The organism is Rahnella sikkimica, from assembly GCF_002951615.1.
Taxonomy (GTDB): domain Bacteria; phylum Pseudomonadota; class Gammaproteobacteria; order Enterobacterales; family Enterobacteriaceae; genus Rahnella; species Rahnella sikkimica.
On the sequence record NZ_CP019062.1, the window covers coordinates 3,620,615 to 3,641,444 of the forward strand.

A 20,830-nucleotide genomic window follows, 5' to 3' on the forward strand; every position below is an offset into this window, starting at 1 on the left:
AATTAGGCGACGTAATCATCACTCTGGTGAAAAAATAGGAGTCCGCTGAGGCTATTTTCGCCAATTTGGGCGAAAGATCTCCCCCCTGTGGATAAGGATCAGCCGAGGATCCTTGCGATTTATAGCAGAGTCCGTATAATCCTCAGCCCTACGTGTGAAGCCTGTGTTCCTGATGGTCATAACCAGATGGATATTACGGTGTGACCACGGGCCATTCTGGTAAACACTTGAGCCATTTCTTGGCAATGTAAATTGACTCAGGACTGTACAGTTATTACAATCCCGCTTCTTTATATGTTGCGACAAAGGCACCGGTCGTATTTTCGCCGAAATGTCTTCGCGTTTACTGATCAGTAATAATTTAAGTTTAGGTAGAAATCGCCATGAAACGCACTTTCCAACCGTCCGTATTGAAGCGCAACCGTACCCACGGCTTCCGTGCTCGTATGGCCACCAAAAATGGTCGTCAGGTTCTGGCTCGCCGTCGTGCGAAAGGCCGTACCCGTCTGTCAGCTTCTAAGTAATAAAAGCTAACCTATTTAGTGGTTAAGCTCGCTTTTCCCAGGGAGTTACGTTTGTTAACTCCCCGTCATTTCACTTTCGTCTTCCAGCAGCCACAACGGGCTGGCACGCCGCAAATCACCATACTCGGCCGCCTGAACGAGCTGGGGCATCCCCGCATCGGTCTCACCGTCGCAAAAAAACACGTCAAACGCGCACATGAACGCAATCGGATTAAACGCCTAACCCGCGAAAGTTTCCGGTTGAATCAGCACACGCTGCCGTCGATGGATTTTGTGGTGGTCGCCAAGAAGGGTGTCGCCGATTTAGATAATCGCGCACTGACGGAAGCGTTGGAGAAATTATGGCGTCGACATTGCCGACAGGCTCCCGCATCCTGATTAAACTGATACGTGGTTATCAGTTATTCATCAGTCCGTTGCTCGGGCCGCATTGCCGCTTTCGACCAACCTGCTCTCAATACAGTATTGAAGCAATTGGTCGTTTTGGCATGTTAAAAGGCAGTTGGTTGACATTGAAACGCGTATTAAAATGCCATCCTTTGAACCCAGGTGGTGATGACCCCGTACCGCCGAAAACCGACAATAACAGAGAACACTAACGATGGATTCGCAACGCAATCTTTTCCTCATCGCTCTGCTGTTCGTGTCTTTCATGATCTGGCAGGCATGGCAAACGGACCACGCTCCGCAACCCGCCAACCAGACCACGCAACAGACTGCGAACACTGCAAACGGTGATGCTGCTAACCAGGCTGTTCCTGGTAGCGGACAGGGCAAATTAATTACAGTTAACAGTGATGTGCTGTCATTAACGATCAACACCCGTGGTGGCGACATTGAGCAGGCTCTGCTGACTGCTTACCCTACATCTTTGGGCTCTGACCAGCCTTTCCAGTTACTGGAAACGACTCCTAATTTCCTCTATCAGGCTCAAAGCGGTCTGACAGGTAAAAACGGGCCAGATAATCCGGCGAACGGCGAACGTCCTCTGTTCCAGGCCAGCTCGGATTCGTTCACATTGGCTGAAGGTCAGTCTGAACTGCGCATTCCGATGTCTTACACGGCGCAAAACGGTGCGGTTTATACCAAAACCTTCGTGATCAAACGTGGTTCTTACGCGGTGAGCGTTGAATACAACATCAATAACACCACGGCTGCCCCGCTTGAACTGACCCTGTTTGGCCAGTTGAAACAAACCACCGATTTGCCTAAGCACCGCGACACCGGCAGCAATAACTTTGCGCTGCATACGTTCCGTGGCGCGGCTTACTCCTCAAGTGATGACAAATATCAGAAGTATGCGTTCGATAAGAGCGAAGCGCTGAATGTCACGACTCAAGGCGGTTGGGTAGCTATGTTGCAGCAGTATTTTGCAACGGCGTGGATCCCGTCAGCGAAGGACACCAACACGTTCTTCACGACCACCAACAACGGTATCTCCTCGATTGGCTTTAAAGGTACACCGTTTACCGTGGCACCGGGTGCGCAGCAACAAGTCGCGTCTACCCTGTGGGTCGGTCCTGAACTTCAGGACAAAATGGCCGCTATCGCACCTCACCTTGACCTGACCGTTGATTACGGCTGGTTGTGGTTCATCTCTCAGCCACTGTTCAAACTGTTGAAATTCATCAACAGCTTCGTCGGTAACTGGGGCTTCTCAATCATTGTTATCACCTTCATCGTGCGCGGTATCATGTACCCGCTGACCCGTGCTCAGTACACGTCGATGGCGAAAATGCGTATGTTGCAGCCGAAACTGGCCGCGATGCGTGAACGTATCGGTGATGACAAACAGCGCATGAGTCAGGAAATGATGGCGCTGTACAAGTCTGAGAAAGTGAACCCGCTGGGTGGCTGTCTGCCGCTGGTAATTCAGATGCCAATCTTCCTGGCACTGTATTACATGCTGTCTGGTTCCATTGAATTGCGTCACGCGCCATTCATCCTGTGGATCCATGACCTGTCAGCGCAAGACCCGTACTACATTCTGCCGGTTCTGATGGGTATCACGATGTTCTTCATTCAGAAGATGTCGCCGACAACCGTCACTGACCCGATGCAGCAGAAGATCATGACCTTTATGCCGGTCATCTTCACCGTGTTCTTCCTGTGGTTCCCGTCCGGTCTGGTGGTGTACTACATCGTCAGTAACCTGGTGACCATTCTCCAGCAGCAGCTGATTTATCGCGGGCTGGAAAAACGTGGCCTGCACAGCCGCGACAAGAAAAAGTCATAAGACAGCGTCAGGGCGTTTCCCGTCCTGACCGCTACACTCATGATTAAGACACGAAGGCGGTCATCGAGACCGCCTTTTTGCATATTCAGAAAGAGACAAATGCTATGAGTACCTCAGATACCATTATTGCCCAGGCAACGCCTCCCGGTCGCGGCGGCGTTGGCATTTTGCGCATTTCCGGCCGTGCGGCGCGTGATGTGGCACAGGCTGTCTTAGGTAAGCTGCCAAAACCCCGCTACGCCGATTATCTGCCGTTTCAGGATACCGACGGCAGCACGTTAGATCAGGGAATTGCGCTCTGGTTCCCCGGCCCGAACTCCTTTACCGGTGAAGATGTCCTGGAGCTGCAAGGCCACGGCGGCCCGGTCATTCTCGACCTGCTGCTCAAGCGGATTGTCGCGCTGGAAAATGTGCGCATCGCACGTCCGGGCGAGTTTTCTGAACGTGCATTTCTCAACGATAAGCTGGATCTGGCACAGGCAGAAGCCATCGCCGATCTGATCGACGCCAGTTCAGAACAGGCCGCGCGCTCGGCGGTGAACTCGCTTCAAGGCGTTTTCTCACAGCGTATTCATCATTTAGTGGAAGCACTCACTCACCTGCGAATCTTTGTCGAAGCGGCAATCGACTTCCCGGATGAAGAAATCGACTTCCTGTCTGACGGCAAAATCGAAGCAAAACTCAACACCGTGATGGGCGATCTGGATGCCGTGCGCGCTGAAGCCCGCCAGGGCAGCCTGTTGCGTGAAGGGATGAAAGTGGTGATTGCCGGGCGTCCTAATGCCGGTAAATCCAGTCTGCTGAACGCGCTAGCCGGTCGTGAAGCGGCGATTGTGACGGATATCGCGGGCACCACACGCGACGTTCTGCGCGAACATATTCATCTCGACGGAATGCCGTTGCACATCATTGATACCGCCGGTCTGCGCGAAGCCAGTGATGAAGTGGAACGCATCGGTATCGAACGTGCGTGGAATGAGATTGAACAGGCAGATTTAGTGCTGTTTATGGTCGACGGTACTACCACCGCGGCCACTGAACCGGCAGAGATTTGGCCGGAGTTTATGGCACGCCTTCCGGCTTCTTTGCCTATCGTCGTGGTGCGTAATAAAGCCGATATCACCGGCGAAACGCTGGGGCAAACCGAAGTAAATGGTCACTCACTTATTCGCCTTTCCGCCCGTACCGGCGACGGCGTGGATTTGCTGCGCGATCATCTTAAACAGGTGATGGGCTTTAATCACAACATGGAAGGCGGATTCCTCGCCCGTCGTCGTCACTTGCAGGCGCTGGAAGACGCCGCGCAACATCTGGTGCAGGGTAAAGATCAGCTGCTTGGCGCATGGGCGGGTGAATTGCTGGCGGAAGAGCTGCGTCTGGCGCAGCAGTCGCTGAGTGAAATCACCGGTGAATTCACGTCCGACGATTTACTGGGCCGTATTTTCTCGAGTTTCTGTATCGGGAAATAATGACCGGTGAAATGCAGAAAAGCCCGCGAATACTGCGGGCTTTTTTATGTAATTCAGTAATTTATCTTACCACACTTTATAAATGCGCCCGGTCTGCGCGCCTTCCACGCTGCGCACATAGGCTTTTGCCACGCGGGCCGCCGGTGCAGCTTCAAAGCCCGGGAAGAACGGGCCGTAACCTTCGAGAGATTCTTCAACCACCGTCGGGCTGACGCCATTGATGCGAATTCCCCGCGGCAATTCAATCGCGGCTGCACGCACAAAGCCTTCCACGGCGGCGTTTACGGCTGTCGCATTTGCGCCCTGACGGATAGGTTCGTCGGCAACGATACCGCTGGTCAATGTGATTGAACCGCCGTCGTTGAGAAATGCTTTGCCGATCAGCGCAATGCGTACCTGCCCGAGCAGCTTATCCTGCAACCCGGTATTAAATTGTTCTGCCGTCATTTCTTCCAGTGGGCCAAAATGCAGGCTGCCGGTCGTTGAGATAATCGCGTCAAGTTTACCGGTGCGGGCGAAAAGCGCTTTCACGCTGCTTTCATCGGTAATATCCACCTGAAAATCGCCGTGCGTTTTGCCTGCAGTAATGACGCTATGGTTGTCGCCTAATACGCTGACCACTGCTTTGCCCAAGGTGCCCGTACCGCCAATGACTAAAATTTTCATTTTTCATTCCTCGATTTTGTGTACCGGCTCATCATTAACCAAACTAAAAGTTAGATATAGACTTACAATATTTGTTCTGTCCTAACTCTGGGTTAGTAATATGGATAAGCTGCGGAATATTGAAGTCTTTATTTGCGTGGTCGAATCAGGAAATTTTAGCAACGCAGCCGAAAAGCTGGGGATTTCAGCGGTGATGGTTGGCAAGCATATTCAGCAACTGGAAAAGCATCTGAACGCCCGGCTTTTGCAGCGCACAACCCGTAAACAAAGCCTGACCGATGCCGGTGACGTGTTTTACGAAAATGGCAAACGGGTGCTGGAACAGATGAAAGCCACTGAAAACGCGATGGAAAGTCTGCAAAGCGTGCCCACCGGATTACTGCGCGTCAGTGCGCCGGTTTCCTTAGGTTCCAGCGTGATTGCGCCGATGCTCGCCCGCTATCTGAATCTCTACCCGCAGGTCAAAGTGGAACTGGTGCTGAGCAATGCCCGCGTCGATTTAATCGGCGAAAACTTCGATCTCGCCATCCGTATTGGTGAAATCGGGGATGACCGGCTGGTCGCAAGGCCACTGAAACCCTACGAGATGGTGATCTGCGCTTCACCTGAGTATTTGCAGCGCAACGGCACGCCCGAATCGCCGGAAGATCTGAAAACCCATCCGTGCCTGATCCACTCCGTCTGGAATCAGAGCGAAGGCTGGCAACTGGCGAATGCAGAACGCACCACGTCGGCGTGGCCGGTGAACAGCCGCTATGTCTCCAACGACGGTCATGCGCTGCGTGCTGCTGCGCTGGAAAGCGCCGGTTTGCTGTTGCAGCCCAAAGTGTTACTGGCCGAGGATATTCTCCGCGGCAGGCTTATTCCGGTTCTCGAGTCTTTCATTCCCACGCCGCGTGCCGTGCATGTGGTTTATCTCCCCGATTTCCGCCCGCGAGCGAAGCTGAACAGCCTGATTAACTACATGACAGAAAACGATTTCTACTGATTATTCCTTCCATAAAAAAAACGGTAAGTGATCGCTCACTTACCGTTCGATTTACAGTGAAAAACAATCAGAGTTTAAAGCCGGCCACCACGGTTTCCAGCTGAACCGTCTGATCCTGCATGGCCTGAGCGGCCGCAGAAACCTGTTCCACCAGCGCCGCATTCTGCTGAGTGGCGTTATCCAGCTGGGTGATCGCAACGTTCACCTGCTCGATACCGAGGCTTTGTTCCTGACTGGAAGACATGATTTCGTTCATCAGCGTCGCCACGTTATTTACGCCGCCCATGACTTCATCCATCGTCGTCCCGGCAGTTGCCACCAGCTGGCTGCCGGTGGAGATATCCGCGACAGAATCTTCAATCAGCTTTTTGATTTCACGGGCGGACGTTGCGGAACGTTGTGCCAGGCTGCGCACTTCGGAGGCGACGACGGCAAAGCCGCGCCCCTGTTCACCGGCACGCGCCGCTTCGACAGCGGCATTCAGCGCCAAAATGTTGGTCTGGAAGGCAATACCGTCGATCACGCTGATGATATCGACAATTTTGTGCGAGGAACGGGTGATCGAACCCATGGTATCGACGACCTGTTTCACCACTTCCGACCCTTTCTGTGCCACCGCAGACGCATCACGCGCCAGTTGGTTAGCGCCTTCGGCGTTAGCGGCATTCTGCTTCACGGTGCTGGTGAGCTGTTCCATCGAAGCCGCCGTTTCAACAATAGAACTCGCCTGCTCCTCGGTACGCCCGGAGAGATCCATATTACCGCTGGCGATTTCACGCGATGCCGACGTGATCGCCAGACTGCTGTCACCGACCTGACGGAGGATCGATTGCAGGAATGACAGGAATTGGTTGAAACTCTGGTTAACACGGTTAAATTCAGGGCTGCGGCTTTCCGGCAAGCGAAGAGTCAGATCCGCACCACCGGCCGAAAGCTGGCTGATATTTTTATACAGCCCATCCAGCTGGCGCATAAAAATTTTGATCGCCGTGATCAGAACGACCAGCAATAAAATCACCATCGGGATTTGCACCAGACCCAGACTTTGCAGGATACCGTGCGTACGCGTCAGTAGCTGGCTGGTCGGCATATCGGTCGCGATAAACCACGGCCCCTGAATGTTGCTCATGAACATGGTGTGGGACGTGCCGTTGTTGTCGTAGTCGGCAATCAGATTCGGCTGCCCGTCAATCTGGTCAAGGCTTTTACGGATCTGCAACGCCAGTGGAGATTGTTCACCCAGAGAAGCCAGCTTCGGTAACTTTTCGTCACCGGAATGGCTGCTGCCAACAATTTTGCCGTCTTTTTCGACGATATAAATGGTGCCGTGGACTTTTTTCTCCATTTCAGCCACCAGCTGGTTAAAGAAACCCAGCGTGACGTCAACAGTGGCCACACCCCAGAGTTTATCGCCTTTATAAATCGGCATCGCACAGTTGGTACGCGGCTGAGGGCTGGCGTCATCAAAGTAGGCGGGTGCCCAGACACACTGGCCCTTTTCGCCTTTTGAAGCGGCGAGATACCAGGATTGCTCGAAGTAATTCGGCGATTCGGCGCTGTTCCAGAAGGTGTTTACCGTCAGCTGATTATTATTATTTCGCGCGAAGAAGGTGCTGAATTTGATTTTTGCCGGGTCACGCTGATTCGGCAAAGGCCAGATACCGCCGCCAAATACGGCAGAATCACCATATTGATCAACCAGTGCAGGAAGCAGCCGGTCAATGCTGTCGCTGTCCATTTGTGCGACGGTTTGAGTGATGGTACGCACCTGAGATTCCACTTTGTTCAGCCGGTCGTTGACCACAACGGCGATATCATCAACCTGATTCGCAACCAGAGTGCTTTCTGTTTGTTTCAGCTGAGGGGCAACAAAGACCTGGATCACAATGAGCGTGACGATGATCAGCACAATAAAAAACAAGCTGATCAATGCGATAAAGCGGGATTGCGTTGTTTTTAACATTTTAGGGTAACTCACAGGCAAAGCAGCGAGATCGCTGCTTAACTAATAACGGCATTTTCTGACGTTTCTTTATGAGGCTATAGTAGATATATCTGGGACTCGGATCATCGGAGTGAAAAACCAGAACATCGTCCCGATGAGATTATTTCTCAATATGTGGTTAATCGTGTGATTAGTTTCACTTTATGGTTATGAAAAACTTTCCGAAAAGTAAAAAAAGTGTGCACAGACGCTGGGTTTAAGCGGTTTTTAATGATTTCTCTTAATGTTATTCTTTCAGAATGTAGAGAAAATACGGTCGAACCATTAATCATGGAGTGAACAATGGCGTGCCATTTTGCAAGATGGGCTGTGACGGAAGCCGAACCGGATACACACCGGTTGCCCAAAAGTATTGTGATGTCCGCAAGACATCTCTCTGATAAACAGCGAAGACGTTTCTTAAACGGCCGTGTCCTGCTGGCTGAAATCATTTTCTACCTTTACGGCATCGCAGAACTTCCCCATGTGATCACGCTGCCCAGTGGTCGCCCGAGCTTTGAATCCCCCGATCTCCCCGACTTCAGCCTGGCGTATGCAGGCAGCACCGCAGGCGTTCTGATCAGCAGCGAAGGGAAAGTCGGGCTTGATCTCGAAATCATTCACGCACGCAGCGCACTGGTCAACCCGCAGCAGCAACTGTCCGCCGTCGAAAAAACCTGGATTGCCATGCAGTCCGACCCGGTGGAATCCTCGCTGCAGCTGTGGTGTATTCGTCAAAGTATGCTGAAGATGTCCGGCCTGAACGAGCAAGGCCCGCTGACGCTCAGCCTGAATCCGGCTTCCGGGCGTTTGCGCTCAATAGCGACACCGGAGGCGCAGGTGATGAGTGATATTGAAGGGTCGATTACCTGGGCGTGCGCGCAGTCGCCGTCGATTATCCGTTTGCAGTGCTGGCGCTATGAACCGGAAAATGGTTTTACCCGTACGCAAACCTTGTCTTCAGATCAGCAATCCGACTCTCCACATTTTATGAAGTTCACCAGCCTGCCGCCTGCCAAATAAAACTTCACGCATGTTTTCATAAACCTTGTATATCGCCGTGCCGTTTTTCGTTTAAGGTAAGAATCAGAGAGTCATCCATAACAGGAGTTAATCATGTCAGCAAAGCCTCTGAAGTTTGTCACACTGTTAGGTAGTCTTCGTAAAGCCTCTTACAACGGTATGGTCGCGCGCACGCTGCCGAAAGTCGCGCCTGAGGGCGTCACCATTGAAGCGCTGCCATCTATCGGCACTCTGCCGTTATATGATGCGGATATTCAGCAGGAAGAGGGCTTTCCGGCCGATTTAGACGCGATTGCTGAGCAAATCCGCCAGGCGGATGGCGTGATCATCGTGACGCCGGAATATAACTATTCCGTTCCCGGCGGCCTGAAGAACGCCATCGACTGGATTTCCCGTTTGCCAAACCAGCCACTGGCGGGCAAACCAGTGCTGATTCAGACCAGTTCAATGGGGCCGGTCGGCGGCGCACGTTGCCAGTATCATCTGCGCCAGATTCTGGTCTTCCTCGACGCGATGGTGATGAACAAACCTGAATTCATGGGTGGCGTTATCCAGAACAAAGTGGACGAGCACACCGGTGAAGTGACCGATCAGGGGACGCTGGATTTCCTTAAAAGCCAGCTGACCGCATTTGCCGATTACACGCACCGCGTCAGCAAATAATTTTCAGTCGCTAAAAATGCAAACAGCCCGCCAACTTATCGAAAGTGGCGGGCTGTTTTATTTACTGCCTTGAGTAAAACGCGTGCGGATTAATGCCCGTCAACAAACGCGATTTTCAGCACAAACAGCAGGGCAACGACAACGACGCACGGGCTGATTTCTCTCCAGCGGCCTGTGCCCAGTTTCATCACCACATAAGAGATGAAGCCCAACGCAATACCTTCAGTGATGGAGAAGCTGAATGGCATCATCACTGCCGTCACGAAAGCAGGAACCGCTTCAGTCAGGTCATCCCATGAAACGCGCGCCAGGCTGGAGGTCATCAGAACACCCACATAAATCAGCGCGCCGGCTGCGGCGTATTCCGGCACCATGCCCGCCAGCGGGGAAATGAAGATCACCAGCAGGAACAGTAAACCGGTCACGACGGCGGTCAGGCCGGTGCGGCCACCCACGGACACGCCGGACGTGCTTTCGATATACGCGCCCACGGAAGAGGTCCCGATGAAAGCGCCCGCCACAGAGGAAATACTGTCGACGTACAGCGCCTGTTTCATCTGCGGGAATTTACCCTTCTCATCCGCCAGACCAGCTTTGTCCGTGACGCCAATCAGCGTACCGGAGGAGTCAAACAGGTTTACCAGCATGAAGGAGAAAATAACGCCCGCCAGACCGATATTCAGTGCGCCTTTCAGGTCAACCTGACCGACGACGGTGGTGATGCTCGGTGGCATCGACCAGAAACCGTTGTAATGCACATCACCAATCGCCAGGCCAATGCCCGTAGTCACCACAATCGACACCAGCACGGAGGCGTGGAAGTTACGTGACGCCAGCACCGCAATGATGAAGAAACCCAGCACGCCCAGCAGCACGTTGTGGGATGTCAGGTTACCGATGGTGACGATGGTGTCCGGGTTCGCAACAATAATGCCGGCGTTTTTCAGCCCCATCATGCCGATGAACAGCCCGATACCGGCGGTAATCCCCACGCGCAGGCTGACCGGAATGTTCGCGATCATCCAGTAACGGATACGGAAAATGGTCAGCAACAGCAGGCCAACAGCGCCCCAGAAAATAGCGCCCATGCCGATTTGCCAGGAAACACCCATCGCACCGACCACCACAAAGGCGAAGAAGGCGTTCAGGCCCATAGCAGGTGCCAGCGCCACCGGCAGGTTGGCAATCACGCCCATCAGGATGCTGCCGAACGCGGCAATCAGACAGGTGGTTACAAAGACGGCCTGCTTATCCATGCCCGCGACACCCAGAATCTGCGGGTTCACGAAAACGATGTAGACCATGGTCAGGAAGGTGGTTAAGCCTGCGATAGTTTCGGTGCGTACCGTGGTGCCGTGCTGCGTCAGTTTAAACAGACGTTCAGCCAGACCTTTTCCACCGGTAGCATTGCTGTGTGGTGTGCTCATTAGTGAGTTCCAAAATGGGGGAAAAACAATCGGGGGGTATCCTAAGGATTTTAGCCGGAAAGCGCCAGCACTGGATGTGGGGGATTAAATCTATCGTTCGGTACAATGTCATAAACCACGCGAATAGATAAATTCTCTCGCGGAGGAAGTATGTCAGCGGTTAAATGTGCCTTTTTATATTCCGGTCTTATCCGCTGTCGCCCCCTTTCCACGGCATGGGCGAGTCACCTGCGCTCTGGCGTGAAAAGGGTTATCAGATTACGCGTTAAGGGATTTGTCGTAAGCCTGCATGCGTCGCTCAAGTTCCGCCAAAGAACTCAGGCCCTCTGCGAGCGGCAGGGTTTTATCGTTGAAAATTTCCAGCGACCACGGACCGGTGAAGCCTTTCCGGTTCAGCGTGCTGACGAAATCCACCAACGGTAAATCGCCCTGACCGGGATAACACCGGTAACTGCGGCTCCACTGCTGCACATTCATGTCTTTGAACGGCGCATCGGCCAGTTGCAGGAAACTGATTTTCCCCAGCGGGACTTCGTCAAGACGGTCGAGATTGTCGCCCACGGCGAGAATATGGAAGCTGTCGAGCACAATCCCCAGCGCCGGGTTATTCACTTCACGCACGCGATCCCACGCCTGGCGGTAGCGGTTAATGTGTTTCCCCCACGCCAGCGCCTCAAAGCCAATATGGATGTCATGAGACTGCGCCATTTCCGCCAGTGCGGCGAGGTCGGCAATCTGAACATCGCGCTCCGCCGAACTTTCGGGGTCGGTATTGCTGCACACCAGCAAACGGTCGCAGCCCAGTTCATTCATCAGATCAAACTGCCGGCGCGCGCTGGCAAACTTCTCATGACGCTTTTCCGGCTGAACGCCTTCAAAGTCGCGGAAAGGTTGCAGCAGGAAAATCCGTAATCCGAGCGAATCCGCCAGATTCCGGATGGCAATCGGTTTTAGCGGGCATTTGAGTAAATCATCTTCAAAAATCTCCACACCATCAAACCCCGCCGCCGCGATAGCCGTGAGTTTTTCGGGCAGAGTTCCTGGTACTGAAACTGTCGCAATAGAACGTAACCGGGTGGTAGCAGGCAAAATATCGTCCTTTTTGTCAGGCTTCGAGACTTACAGTAGTGGACCTTCATGCCGCATTCGTCAAGTGTTGGCGGCTTGTGTGAACGCACAGATTGTAACTGGGCTAATCAATGGTTAATCTCTGTGGCGAGATTGGGTTATTAATGAGGATATGACGCTGAGCAGCCAAAGTTCCCCGGCGCCGGGACGTAAAAATGATCCGATAGGACTTAAACAGCGCATTTTCGACAGTGCTCTGGCTGAATTCGCTGAATCCGGCCTGATGGGCGCGCGTATGGAGAATATCGCCTCAAACGCCAGCACCACAAAACGTATGGTGGTCTATCACTATAAGACCAAAGAAGCCCTGTACTTGCTGGTGCTGGAACACGTTTATCGCGGCATCCGCCAGCACGAATTGGATCTGGATTTATCGTCATTTCCCCCGGCGGAAGCGATCGTCAAACTGGTGGAAGCCAGCTTTGATTTTCACGTTTCGCACCCGGAATTTATCCGTATCGTATCGACCGAAAACATGCTGCGTGGCCGGTTTATCCGTCAGTCCACCAGCATCCGCGAGATCAACAAAACGGCGTTAACGCTGCTGGAAGATATTCTCGAACGCGGAAAACAGAGCCATCTGTTCAAAGAAGATTCGCAGGCGCGCGATGTTCACCGGTTGATCAGCAGTCTGTGTGTGCATCAGGTTGCGAACCAGTACACGTTCGGCGCGCTGTTCGAAAACCCTGACGAAGTGGATTTGCAGGTTGCGCATTATCGCCAACTGGCGGTGGTGGTGGCGCTGCGCTATGTGATGAAATAACGCGTCAGCGGACAGCAAAAAGGCCTCGGAAGAGGCCTTTTTTATGACGAATCGCTTTTATGAAGAGTATCCGCGACCGATCATTCTTTCGCCGTGTCTTTGCCGTCAGTCAGCAATTTGTCCAGCGCATCGCCGCCAACGTGACGGAAATCCTGCCCTTTCACGAAGTAGAAGATGAATTCACAAATATTCTGACAACGGTCGCCGATACGCTCAATGGAACGGGCACAGAACAACGCAGTCAGCACGCTTGGAATGGTACGCGGATCTTCCATCATGTAGGTCATGAGCTGACGCACAATGCCTTCGTATTCCTGATCCACTTTCTTGTCTTCACGGTAAATACGCACCGCTTCGTCAAGATCCATACGCGCAAACGCGTCGAGTACGTCATGCAGCATTTCTACCGTGTGGCGGCCCAGAGATTCCAGGCTGACCAGCAGCGGCTGATGCAGATGCGAGAATTTCTCGAGTGCAGTACGGCAAATCTTATCCGCCACATCGCCGATACGTTCCAGCTCAGAAATGGTTTTGATAATCGCCATCACTAAACGCAGATCGCTGGCGGTCGGCTGGCGCTTGGCAATAATGCGCACGCAGGCTTCGTCGATCGCCACTTCCATCAGGTTAACTTTGTCATCACCTTTGATGACGCGCTGCGCAAGCTCGGCATCCTGATTGTGCATCGCGGTGATCGCATCAGTCAGTTGCTGTTCAACCAGCCCACCCATCGCCAGAACCTGCGTACGGATGTGTTCTAACTCGGCGTTAAACTGGCCGGAAATGTGTTTGTTTAAGTTCAGGTTGTCCATCGTTCTTACCTCAACCGTAGCGGCCAGTAATGTAATCTTCAGTCTGTTTGCGCGCTGGCGAAGTAAACAGCGAGTCAGTATCACTGTATTCGATCAGCTCACCCAAATACATAAACGCAGTGCGGTCTGAACAACGCGCAGCCTGCTGCATGTTGTGGGTCACGATCACCACGGTGTAATCAGATTTTAGCTCGGTGATCAGCTCTTCGATACGGCCTGTTGAAATTGGGTCCAGCGCCGAACACGGTTCATCAAGCAGAAGAACATCAGGACGGATCGCAATGCCGCGCGCAATGCACAGACGCTGTTGCTGGCCGCCGGACAAGCTGTAACCGCTCTGGTGTAGCTTGTCTTTGGATTCATTCCACAATGCGGCTTTGGTCAGCGCCCATTGCACGCGCTCATCCATGTCCGTACGGGAAAGTTTTTCAAACAGACGGACACCGAATGCGATGTTGTCGTAAATCGACATCGGGAACGGCGTCGGTTTCTGGAAGACCATGCCGACTTTGGCACGCAACAGCGCGATATCCTGTTTATCGACCAGAATATTTTCGCCATCGAGCAGAATTTCACCTTCCGCATTCTGCTCCGGATAAAGCTGGTACATTTTGTTAAACGTACGCAGCAGCGTGGATTTACCACAACCTGACGGGCCGATGAATGCCGTGACTTCGTTCTTAGCGATATCCAGGGAAATATTTTTCAGCGCGTGGAATTTGCCGTAATAAAAATTCAGATCACGAACCTGAATCTTGGTGTTGGATGCGTCAGTCATTCGACTCATAAGACATCTCTCTTTTGCGCGCGCCGCTGTGCGACGCCGGGTAAACAGTGACGGCAGAGTTAGCAAACCTCTGCCATCAGTAATGAATTAGCTTACTGCTTCTTCGTGGCGAAAATCACACGCGCCAGAATGTTCAGCAACAGCACACACACTGTAATCAGCAGTACGCCCGCCCAGGCCAGTTGTTGCCATTCGCCAAACGGGCTCATCGCAAACTTAAAGATGGTGACCGGCAGGTTGGCGATTGGCTGCATCATGTCGGTGCTCCAGAACTGGTTGGAGAGCGACGTAAACAGCAGCGGTGCGGTTTCACCGGCGATACGGGCGATAGCCAGCAAAATACCGGTGATAATGCCGGAAACAGAGGCTTTCAGGGTGATTGCCGAAATCATTTTCCATTTCGGCGTCCCCAGCGCATAAGCCGCTTCACGCAGGCTGTCCGGCACCAGTTTCAGCATGTTTTCCGTGGTACGGATAACAATCGGGATTTGCAGCAGCGCCAGCGCTAGCACGCCCGCCCAGCCAGAGAAGTGCCCCATTTTCGCCACCATAATGGTGTAAACAAACAGGCCGACCACAATGGAAGGGGCAGAAAGCAGAATGTCGTTGATGAAACGAATGAATTCCGCCAGCCAGGATTTACGGCCATATTCTGCCAGATAAATCCCCGCCATCACGCCCAGCGGCGTACCGATGACCGTCGCCCATAAAATCAGTAATCCGCTGCCCGCTATGGCGTTCGCCAGACCCCCGCCGGCCGTATTCGGCGGCGGCGTGTTTTGGGTAAACAGCGCCAGCGACATGCCGTCCACGCCTTTCACGATGGTCGTGAACAGGATCCAGACCAGCCAGAACAGACCGAAAAGCATGGTCAGCATGGAGACCATCAGCGCCAGACGGTTCTTCTGGCGACGCCATGCCTGACGTTTGCGGCGAGATTCCAGTAAGGCTGCGTTACTTTGCATTTCGAGTGTCGTCATCTTAACGGCCCTCTTTCTTAGCCAGACGCAGGATCATGACTTTCGACAGCGCCAGAACAATAAAGGTGATAACAAACAGGATAAGCCCCAGTTCCATCAGCGCGGAGGTGTGCAGACCCGCTTCGGCTTCGGCGAATTCATTCGCCAGCGCCGAGGTAATGCTGTTGCCGGGCGCGTATAGCGAAACGCTGTCGAGCTGGTAGGTGTTACCGATAATGAAGGTCACCGCCATGGTTTCCCCCAGCGCGCGGCCCAGACCGAGCATAACACCGCCGATGACACCATTTTTGGTGAACGGCAGCACGATGCGCCAGATGACTTCCCAGGTCGTACAACCGATTCCGTAGGCCGACTCTTTCATCATCACCGGCGTTTGCTCGAACACGTCACGCATGACGGAGGCAATATACGGAATGATCATGATGGCCAGAATGACACCTGCCGCCAAAATACCGATACCAAATCCCGGGCCGGCGAAAAGCGCGCCCACAATCGGGATACCGGAAAGCACATCACCGACCGGCGTCTGGAAATACTTCGCAAACAAGGGCGCGAAAACGAATAAACCCCACATGCCATAAACAATACTGGGGATCGCCGCCAGCAGTTCGATGGCAATACCCAGCGGACGTTTCATCCAGTTAGGTGCCAGCTCGGTGAGGAATAATGCGATACCAAAACTGACGGGTACGGCAATCAGTAAGGCGATAATTGAGGTCACGACCGTGCCGTAAATAGGCACCAGTGCGCCGAACTCCTGATTAGGAGCATCCCAGGTTTTATTCCACAGGAAGGATAATCCGAACTTTTCAATGCTCGGCAGTGAAGCAATAAACAGCGAGACGATGATGCCGCCCAGCATTAATAACACGATCAGCGCAGCCAGTTTGACCAGCGCGCCGAAAATGATGTCACCGTTTTTGCTTGGTGCCTTGATAGCCGGTTTGTATTCAGCCATACCACTCTCTTTTAATTCAGATTTAATTCCCTCCCCGGCCGGAGAGGGAATGAAGCAGAAGACTTGTACTCTATATCAGACGAGACGCCAGATCCTAGTAAAGTGCTTTGCCGCTGCTATCTTTGATATTTGCTTTCCAGGCAGCGCGAACCTGCTCAACCACTGAAGGTGGCAGTGTTGCGTAATCCAGGTCAGTCGTCAGTTTGTTGCCGTTTTTGTAAGCCCAGTCGAAGAACTTCAACACTTCTGCGCCTTTCGCTGCATCCTGCTGATCTTTGTAAATCAGGATGAAGGTGGTGGAGCTGATTGGCCACGCGTTGGTGCCTTTCTGATAAGTCAGATCCTGAGCGAAGGTTTTGCTCCAGTCAGCGCCTTTAGCCGCTGCACTGAAGGATTCTTCAGTCGGGCTGATGGCCTTACCATCCGCATCAACCAGTTTGGTGTAAGCCAGGTTGTTTTGTTTCGCGTAAGCATATTCTACGTAACCGATTGAGCCTGGCAGACGCTGTACAAATGCGGCCACGCCGTCGTTACCTTTACCGCCCAGACCGGTAGGCCAGTTAACGGTAGAGCCTGAACCGATTTTTTCTTTCCACTCGTTGTTCACTTTAGCCAGATAGCTGGTGAACACGAAAGAAGTCCCGGAGCCGTCTGCACGACGAACAACCGCGATATTGGTATCTGGCAGTTTCACGCCCGGGTTCAGCTTAGTGATCGCCGCGTCGTTCCACTTTTTGATTTTGCCCAGGTAGATATCACCCAGCGTTGCGCCGTCCAGCGTCAGCTGACCTGATTTAATACCAGGGATGTTAACAGCCAGTACCACGCCACCGATGACGGTAGGGAACTGGAACAGGCCGTTTTTGTTCAGATCTTCTTCTTTCATCGGCGCATCAGATGCACCGAAATCAACGGTCTTGGCGATGATTTGTTTCACGCCGCCGGAAGAACCGATGCCCTGATAGTTAACCTGAGTACCGGTTGCTTTCTGATACGCGTCCGCCCACTTAGCGTAGACAGGTGCGGGGAAGGTACCGCCAGCGCCAGTCAGGTTAGTGGCAGCGAAAGCAGACATTGCTGTGAGGGAGAAAGTCGCTGCTACAAGACCGGCGACGGTGTTACGCATCAATTTCATGTTCCACTCCTGGTGGTTTTAAACTTCCCGACTGATGTCGACGTTAATTAAAGTGTTTGGCACAGGAGGAAAATAGGACAGTTTGGTGACAGTAAAATGTACGTTATGTGACAGTTTTATGACACCGGTCACAATTTGGGCAAGATGGGCAAACTGACGGGGATCGAACAATTAAAAACCGGCGCGAAGGCCGGTATCAGCGGAAAAACATTCTGACTTAACGCCCTTTCTTTTTACGTCCGGGCTGTGCAAAACGCATACGGGATGCTGAGTTTCCGTCGGGTTTATCAGTATTCTTCGGTTTTGTGACAACCGGTTTTTTCACCTGAGCAGGTTTAGCCTGCGCTTTTTTGACCGGTTTTTCTTCAGAGGTCGAGTTTTCAGTCAGTCTTAACAATTCGGTCATCTCAACGTCCGTCAAATCACGCCATTCACCCAAAGGCAGGCCTTTCAGGTTGATGTTCATAATCCGCACGCGCTCAAGCTTTGTGACTTCAAAGCCAAAATGCTTACACATACGGCGAATCTGACGGTTAAGCCCCTGAACCAGCGTGATACGAAACACAAAGGGTGCTTCTTTTATCACTTTGCATTTTTTGGTCACCGTTCCCAGCATTGGCACACCCGCGCCCAGGCCGGTAATAAATTCATCCGTCACCGGTTTATTGACGGTCACAACGTATTCTTTTTCGTGATCGTTACCGGCACGCAGGATTTTATTGACCAGATCACCGTGGTTGGTCAGTAAAATCAGCCCCTGAGAATCTTTATCCAGACGCCCTATTGGAAAAACGCGTTTGCTGTGATTAACGAAATCACTGATGTTGTCCCGTTCACCGTCTTCCATGGTGGTGATGATGCCCACGGGCTTATTAAGCGCGATGAGCACGACATCCTCTTCATCACGCGGTTCAATCAGCTGGCCGTTAACTTTCACCACATCCCCGGCAAATACCTGTGCGCCCACGGAGGCGCGTCTGCCATTAATAAAAACATTTCCTTGTTCTACGTAACGATCGGCATCGCGGCGAGAGCAGATCCCGCTCTCACTGATGTATTTGTTGAGACGAATGGAGGGGTTGGACAGCATTCAGCAAGGCACCTTCGTAAAAAGGCGGACTATACCTTATGCGTGACGGGTAACGAAGCCTGAGAGAAGAGAATCGTGACAGCGGCGGGGAAAGAGAAAACCCGCAGGTCGCCGTTGGGAAATAAAAAAGCGCCCGAAATGGGCGCTTAAAAGTCAGTATCAAAACCAGCGTGGCTTATTCTACTGTGACTGATTTGGCCAGATTACGTGGCTGGTCTACGTCAGTGCCTTTAATCAGCGCGACATAGTAAGACAGCAGCTGTAACGGAACCGTGTAGAAAATCGGTGCGACGATTTCTTCGACGTGCGGTAACTGAATGATCTTCATACCGTCGCTGTCGGTGAAACCGGCATCCTGATCGGCGAAGACATACAGCAGACCACCGCGGGCGCGCACTTCTTCGATATTGGATTTCAGTTTTTCCAGCAGTTCGTTGTTAGGCGCGACGACGATCACCGGCATATCGGCGTCAATCAGCGCCAGCGGGCCGTGTTTCAGCTCGCCTGCCGCATACGCTTCCGCATGAATATACGAAATCTCTTTCAGCTTCAGCGCACCTTCCATGGCAATCGGGTACTGATCGCCACGACCGAGGAACAGCGCATGATGTTTGTCCGAGAAACCCTCCGCCAGAGACTCGATGGTTTTATCCAGCGACAGCATCTGCTCGATACGCGCAGGCAGCGCCTGTAATGCGTGAACAATGTCGTGCTCAACCTGCGGAGCCATGCCTTTCAGACGGCCCATACGCGCCACCAGCATCAGCAGAACGGTCAACTGTGTGGTAAACGCTTTAGTCGACGCCACGCCAATTTCCGTACCCGCTTTGGTCATCAGCGCCATATCGGATTCACGCACCAGCGAAGAACCGGCAACGTTACACACCGCCAGAGAACCGAGATAACCCAGCTCTTTGGACAGGCGCAGCGCGGCCAGCGTATCGGCGGTTTCTCCTGACTGAGACAAGGTAATGATCAGGCTGCCTGGACGCACGGCAGATTTGCGATAGCGGAATTCAGAGGCAATCTCGACATCACACGGCATACCAGCCAGCGATTCGAACCAGTAACGCGATACCATACCGGAGTTGTATGACGTACCGCAGGCGATGATCTGCACATGCTGAACGCGGGACAGGATCTCATCCGCCTTTTCGCCCAGTTCGCTCAGATTCACTTCACCGTGACTGAAACGCCCTTCCAGCGTGTTTTTAATCGCCAGCGGCTGTTCGTAGATTTCTTTCTGCATGTAGTGGCGGTAAGCACCTTTATCACCGGCGTCGTACTGCACTTTTGATTCGATTTCTTCGCGTTCAACGGCATGACCTTTTTTGTCATACACGCTGACGGAACGGCGCTTAACTTCGGCCACATCGCCTTCTTCCAGGAACAGGAAGCGGCGGGTGACAGGCAACAGCGCCAGCTGGTCGGAAGCAATGAAGTTTTCACCCACGCCACGACCAATCACCAGCGGGCTGCCGGAACGGGCGGCGACCAGAACGGACGGATCACGTCTGTCCATCACTACGGTGCCGTAAGCGCCACGCAGCTGAGGGATCACGCGCTGAACGACTTCCAGCAACGTACCGCCCTGAAGTTGTTCCCAATGCACCAGATGCGCGATCACTTCGGTATCCGTTTCGGAATCAAAACGGTAACCGCGTTCAATCAGTAATTCACGCAGAGGTTCGTGGTTTTCGATAATGCCGTTGTGCACCACCGCAATATAATCAGACACATGCGGGTGCGCGTTCGCTTCGGAAGGTTCACCGTGCGTTGCCCAGCGGGTATGGGCAATACCGGTACCGCCGTGCAAAGGATGTTCATCCAGCGCATCTGCCAGCATCTGGACTTTGCCCAGACGACGCAGGCGTCCCATTTTTCCGTCCGCATCAATCACAGCCAGACCCGCTGAGTCATAACCGCGGTATTCCAGACGGCGTAAACCTTCTAACAGAATTTCAGCAATATCGCGTTGCGCTACCGCGCCTACAATTCCACACATCAGTTTTATTCCTATTGAAGGTCTTTCGGGACCTTTTTTGATGCCTGACCTGATTTATCCACACGCCCCGTTTTCCGGTGTACGTGCGGTTCCCCGAGCCTTGTAGAAGTTGGGGATTATTATGTTTTGGTCTGCATTCGGATAAAAACGCAGACCAAAACACAACGCGACAGAAAGAAATCAGGCGCAAAT

At 52.8% G+C, this 20,830-nt stretch carries 19 protein-coding genes and 1 pseudogene; 9 read left to right on the forward strand and 11 right to left on the reverse strand.

Annotation, left to right across the window (positions count from 1 at the left end):
* Window positions 1-383 precede the first annotated feature (383 nt).
* From rpmH to mnmE, 5 genes are all read left to right on the forward strand, one after another.
* On the forward strand, window positions 384-524 hold the full coding sequence (gene rpmH / locus BV494_RS16705; RefSeq protein WP_104923868.1) for a 50S ribosomal protein L34: 141 nt from the start codon (window positions 384-386) through the stop codon (window positions 522-524).
* Window positions 525-542: 18 nt separating this feature from the next.
* Complete coding sequence (gene rnpA / locus BV494_RS16710) at window positions 543-902, forward strand: ribonuclease P protein component (RefSeq protein ID WP_071823635.1); 360 nt, start codon at window positions 543-545, stop codon at window positions 900-902.
* Complete coding sequence (yidD, locus tag BV494_RS16715) at window positions 866-1,123, forward strand: membrane protein insertion efficiency factor YidD (RefSeq protein ID WP_013577705.1); 258 nt, start codon at window positions 866-868, stop codon at window positions 1,121-1,123. The genes rnpA and yidD overlap by 37 nt, the downstream gene beginning before the upstream one ends.
* A 2-nt stretch (window positions 1,124-1,125) precedes the next feature.
* A complete protein-coding gene (gene yidC / locus BV494_RS16720; protein WP_104923869.1) occupies window positions 1,126-2,760 on the forward strand; it encodes a membrane protein insertase YidC in 1,635 nt (544 codons plus the stop codon).
* 104 nt (window positions 2,761-2,864) lie between these two features.
* Entirely contained in the window at window positions 2,865-4,229 is a 1,365-nt protein-coding gene (mnmE, locus tag BV494_RS16725) for a tRNA uridine-5-carboxymethylaminomethyl(34) synthesis GTPase MnmE (RefSeq protein WP_104923870.1), read from the forward strand.
* 66 nt (window positions 4,230-4,295) lie between these two features.
* Here mnmE and BV494_RS16730 read toward each other — a convergent pair whose 3' ends face one another.
* Complete coding sequence (locus BV494_RS16730; protein ID WP_104923871.1) at window positions 4,296-4,895, reverse strand: short chain dehydrogenase; 600 nt, start codon at window positions 4,893-4,895, stop codon at window positions 4,296-4,298.
* A 100-nt stretch (window positions 4,896-4,995) separates the two neighbouring features.
* Between BV494_RS16730 and BV494_RS16735 the strand changes: the two genes are divergently transcribed.
* Complete coding sequence (locus BV494_RS16735) at window positions 4,996-5,883, forward strand: LysR substrate-binding domain-containing protein (protein WP_104923872.1); 888 nt, start codon at window positions 4,996-4,998, stop codon at window positions 5,881-5,883.
* Between the two features lie 67 nt (window positions 5,884-5,950).
* Here the strand turns inward: BV494_RS16735 and BV494_RS16740 are convergent, their stop codons facing one another.
* The gene (locus BV494_RS16740; RefSeq protein WP_104923873.1) at window positions 5,951-7,846 is read right to left on the reverse strand and encodes a methyl-accepting chemotaxis protein; all 1,896 of its coding nucleotides are present in this window, start codon (window positions 7,844-7,846) and stop codon (window positions 5,951-5,953) included.
* Between the two features lie 324 nt (window positions 7,847-8,170).
* Here BV494_RS16740 and BV494_RS16745 point away from each other — a divergent pair, with 324 nt between their 5' ends.
* Entirely contained in the window at window positions 8,171-8,890 is a 720-nt protein-coding gene (locus BV494_RS16745; protein ID WP_104923874.1) for a 4'-phosphopantetheinyl transferase family protein, read from the forward strand.
* Between the two features lie 93 nt (window positions 8,891-8,983).
* Window positions 8,984-9,553 carry an NADPH-dependent FMN reductase gene (locus BV494_RS16750; protein WP_104923875.1) on the forward strand — a complete coding sequence of 190 codons (570 nt, stop codon included), beginning with the start codon at window positions 8,984-8,986 and terminating at the stop codon, window positions 9,551-9,553.
* Between the two features lie 89 nt (window positions 9,554-9,642).
* Here the strand turns inward: BV494_RS16750 and BV494_RS16755 are convergent, their stop codons facing one another.
* Together BV494_RS16755 and BV494_RS16760 are read right to left on the reverse strand one after the other, a co-directional pair.
* The gene (locus BV494_RS16755) at window positions 9,643-10,980 is read right to left on the reverse strand and encodes an NCS2 family permease (protein ID WP_104923876.1); all 1,338 of its coding nucleotides are present in this window, start codon (window positions 10,978-10,980) and stop codon (window positions 9,643-9,645) included.
* Window positions 10,981-11,262: 282 nt separating this feature from the next.
* Window positions 11,263-12,069, reverse strand: a pseudogene (locus BV494_RS16760) (sugar phosphate isomerase/epimerase family protein); the annotation flags it as partial.
* A 151-nt stretch (window positions 12,070-12,220) separates the two neighbouring features.
* On the opposite strand from BV494_RS16760, the gene BV494_RS16765 reads away from it, so the two are divergent.
* On the forward strand, window positions 12,221-12,871 hold the full coding sequence (locus BV494_RS16765) for a TetR/AcrR family transcriptional regulator (RefSeq protein ID WP_104923878.1): 651 nt from the start codon (window positions 12,221-12,223) through the stop codon (window positions 12,869-12,871).
* 80 nt (window positions 12,872-12,951) lie between these two features.
* On the opposite strand, the gene phoU is transcribed toward BV494_RS16765, so the two are convergent.
* The 7 genes from phoU to glmS all read right to left on the reverse strand — a co-directional run bounded on the left by phoU (window position 12,952) and on the right by glmS (window position 20,638).
* The gene (gene phoU / locus BV494_RS16770; RefSeq protein WP_104923879.1) at window positions 12,952-13,683 is read right to left on the reverse strand and encodes a phosphate signaling complex protein PhoU; all 732 of its coding nucleotides are present in this window, start codon (window positions 13,681-13,683) and stop codon (window positions 12,952-12,954) included.
* A 10-nt stretch (window positions 13,684-13,693) separates the two neighbouring features.
* Window positions 13,694-14,461, reverse strand: a complete 768-nt coding sequence (gene pstB / locus BV494_RS16775) for a phosphate ABC transporter ATP-binding protein PstB (RefSeq protein WP_439958392.1) — start codon at window positions 14,459-14,461, stop codon at window positions 13,694-13,696.
* 101 nt (window positions 14,462-14,562) lie between these two features.
* Complete coding sequence (pstA, locus tag BV494_RS16780) at window positions 14,563-15,450, reverse strand: phosphate ABC transporter permease PstA (RefSeq protein WP_104923881.1); 888 nt, start codon at window positions 15,448-15,450, stop codon at window positions 14,563-14,565.
* Between the two features lies 1 nt (window position 15,451).
* On the reverse strand, window positions 15,452-16,408 hold the full coding sequence (pstC, locus tag BV494_RS16785) for a phosphate ABC transporter permease PstC (protein WP_104923882.1): 957 nt from the start codon (window positions 16,406-16,408) through the stop codon (window positions 15,452-15,454).
* Window positions 16,409-16,502: 94 nt separating this feature from the next.
* Window positions 16,503-17,543, reverse strand: coding sequence for a phosphate ABC transporter substrate-binding protein PstS (gene pstS / locus BV494_RS16790; protein ID WP_104923883.1), 1,041 nt, complete (start codon window positions 17,541-17,543; stop codon window positions 16,503-16,505).
* Between the two features lie 217 nt (window positions 17,544-17,760).
* Window positions 17,761-18,633: a 23S rRNA pseudouridine(2604) synthase RluF gene (gene rluF / locus BV494_RS16795; RefSeq protein ID WP_104923884.1), complete on the reverse strand. Its 873-nt coding sequence runs from the start codon at window positions 18,631-18,633 to the stop codon at window positions 17,761-17,763.
* Between the two features lie 175 nt (window positions 18,634-18,808).
* Window positions 18,809-20,638: a glutamine--fructose-6-phosphate transaminase (isomerizing) gene (gene glmS / locus BV494_RS16800; RefSeq protein WP_104923885.1), complete on the reverse strand. Its 1,830-nt coding sequence runs from the start codon at window positions 20,636-20,638 to the stop codon at window positions 18,809-18,811.
* Between the last annotated feature and the right edge of the window lie 192 nt (window positions 20,639-20,830).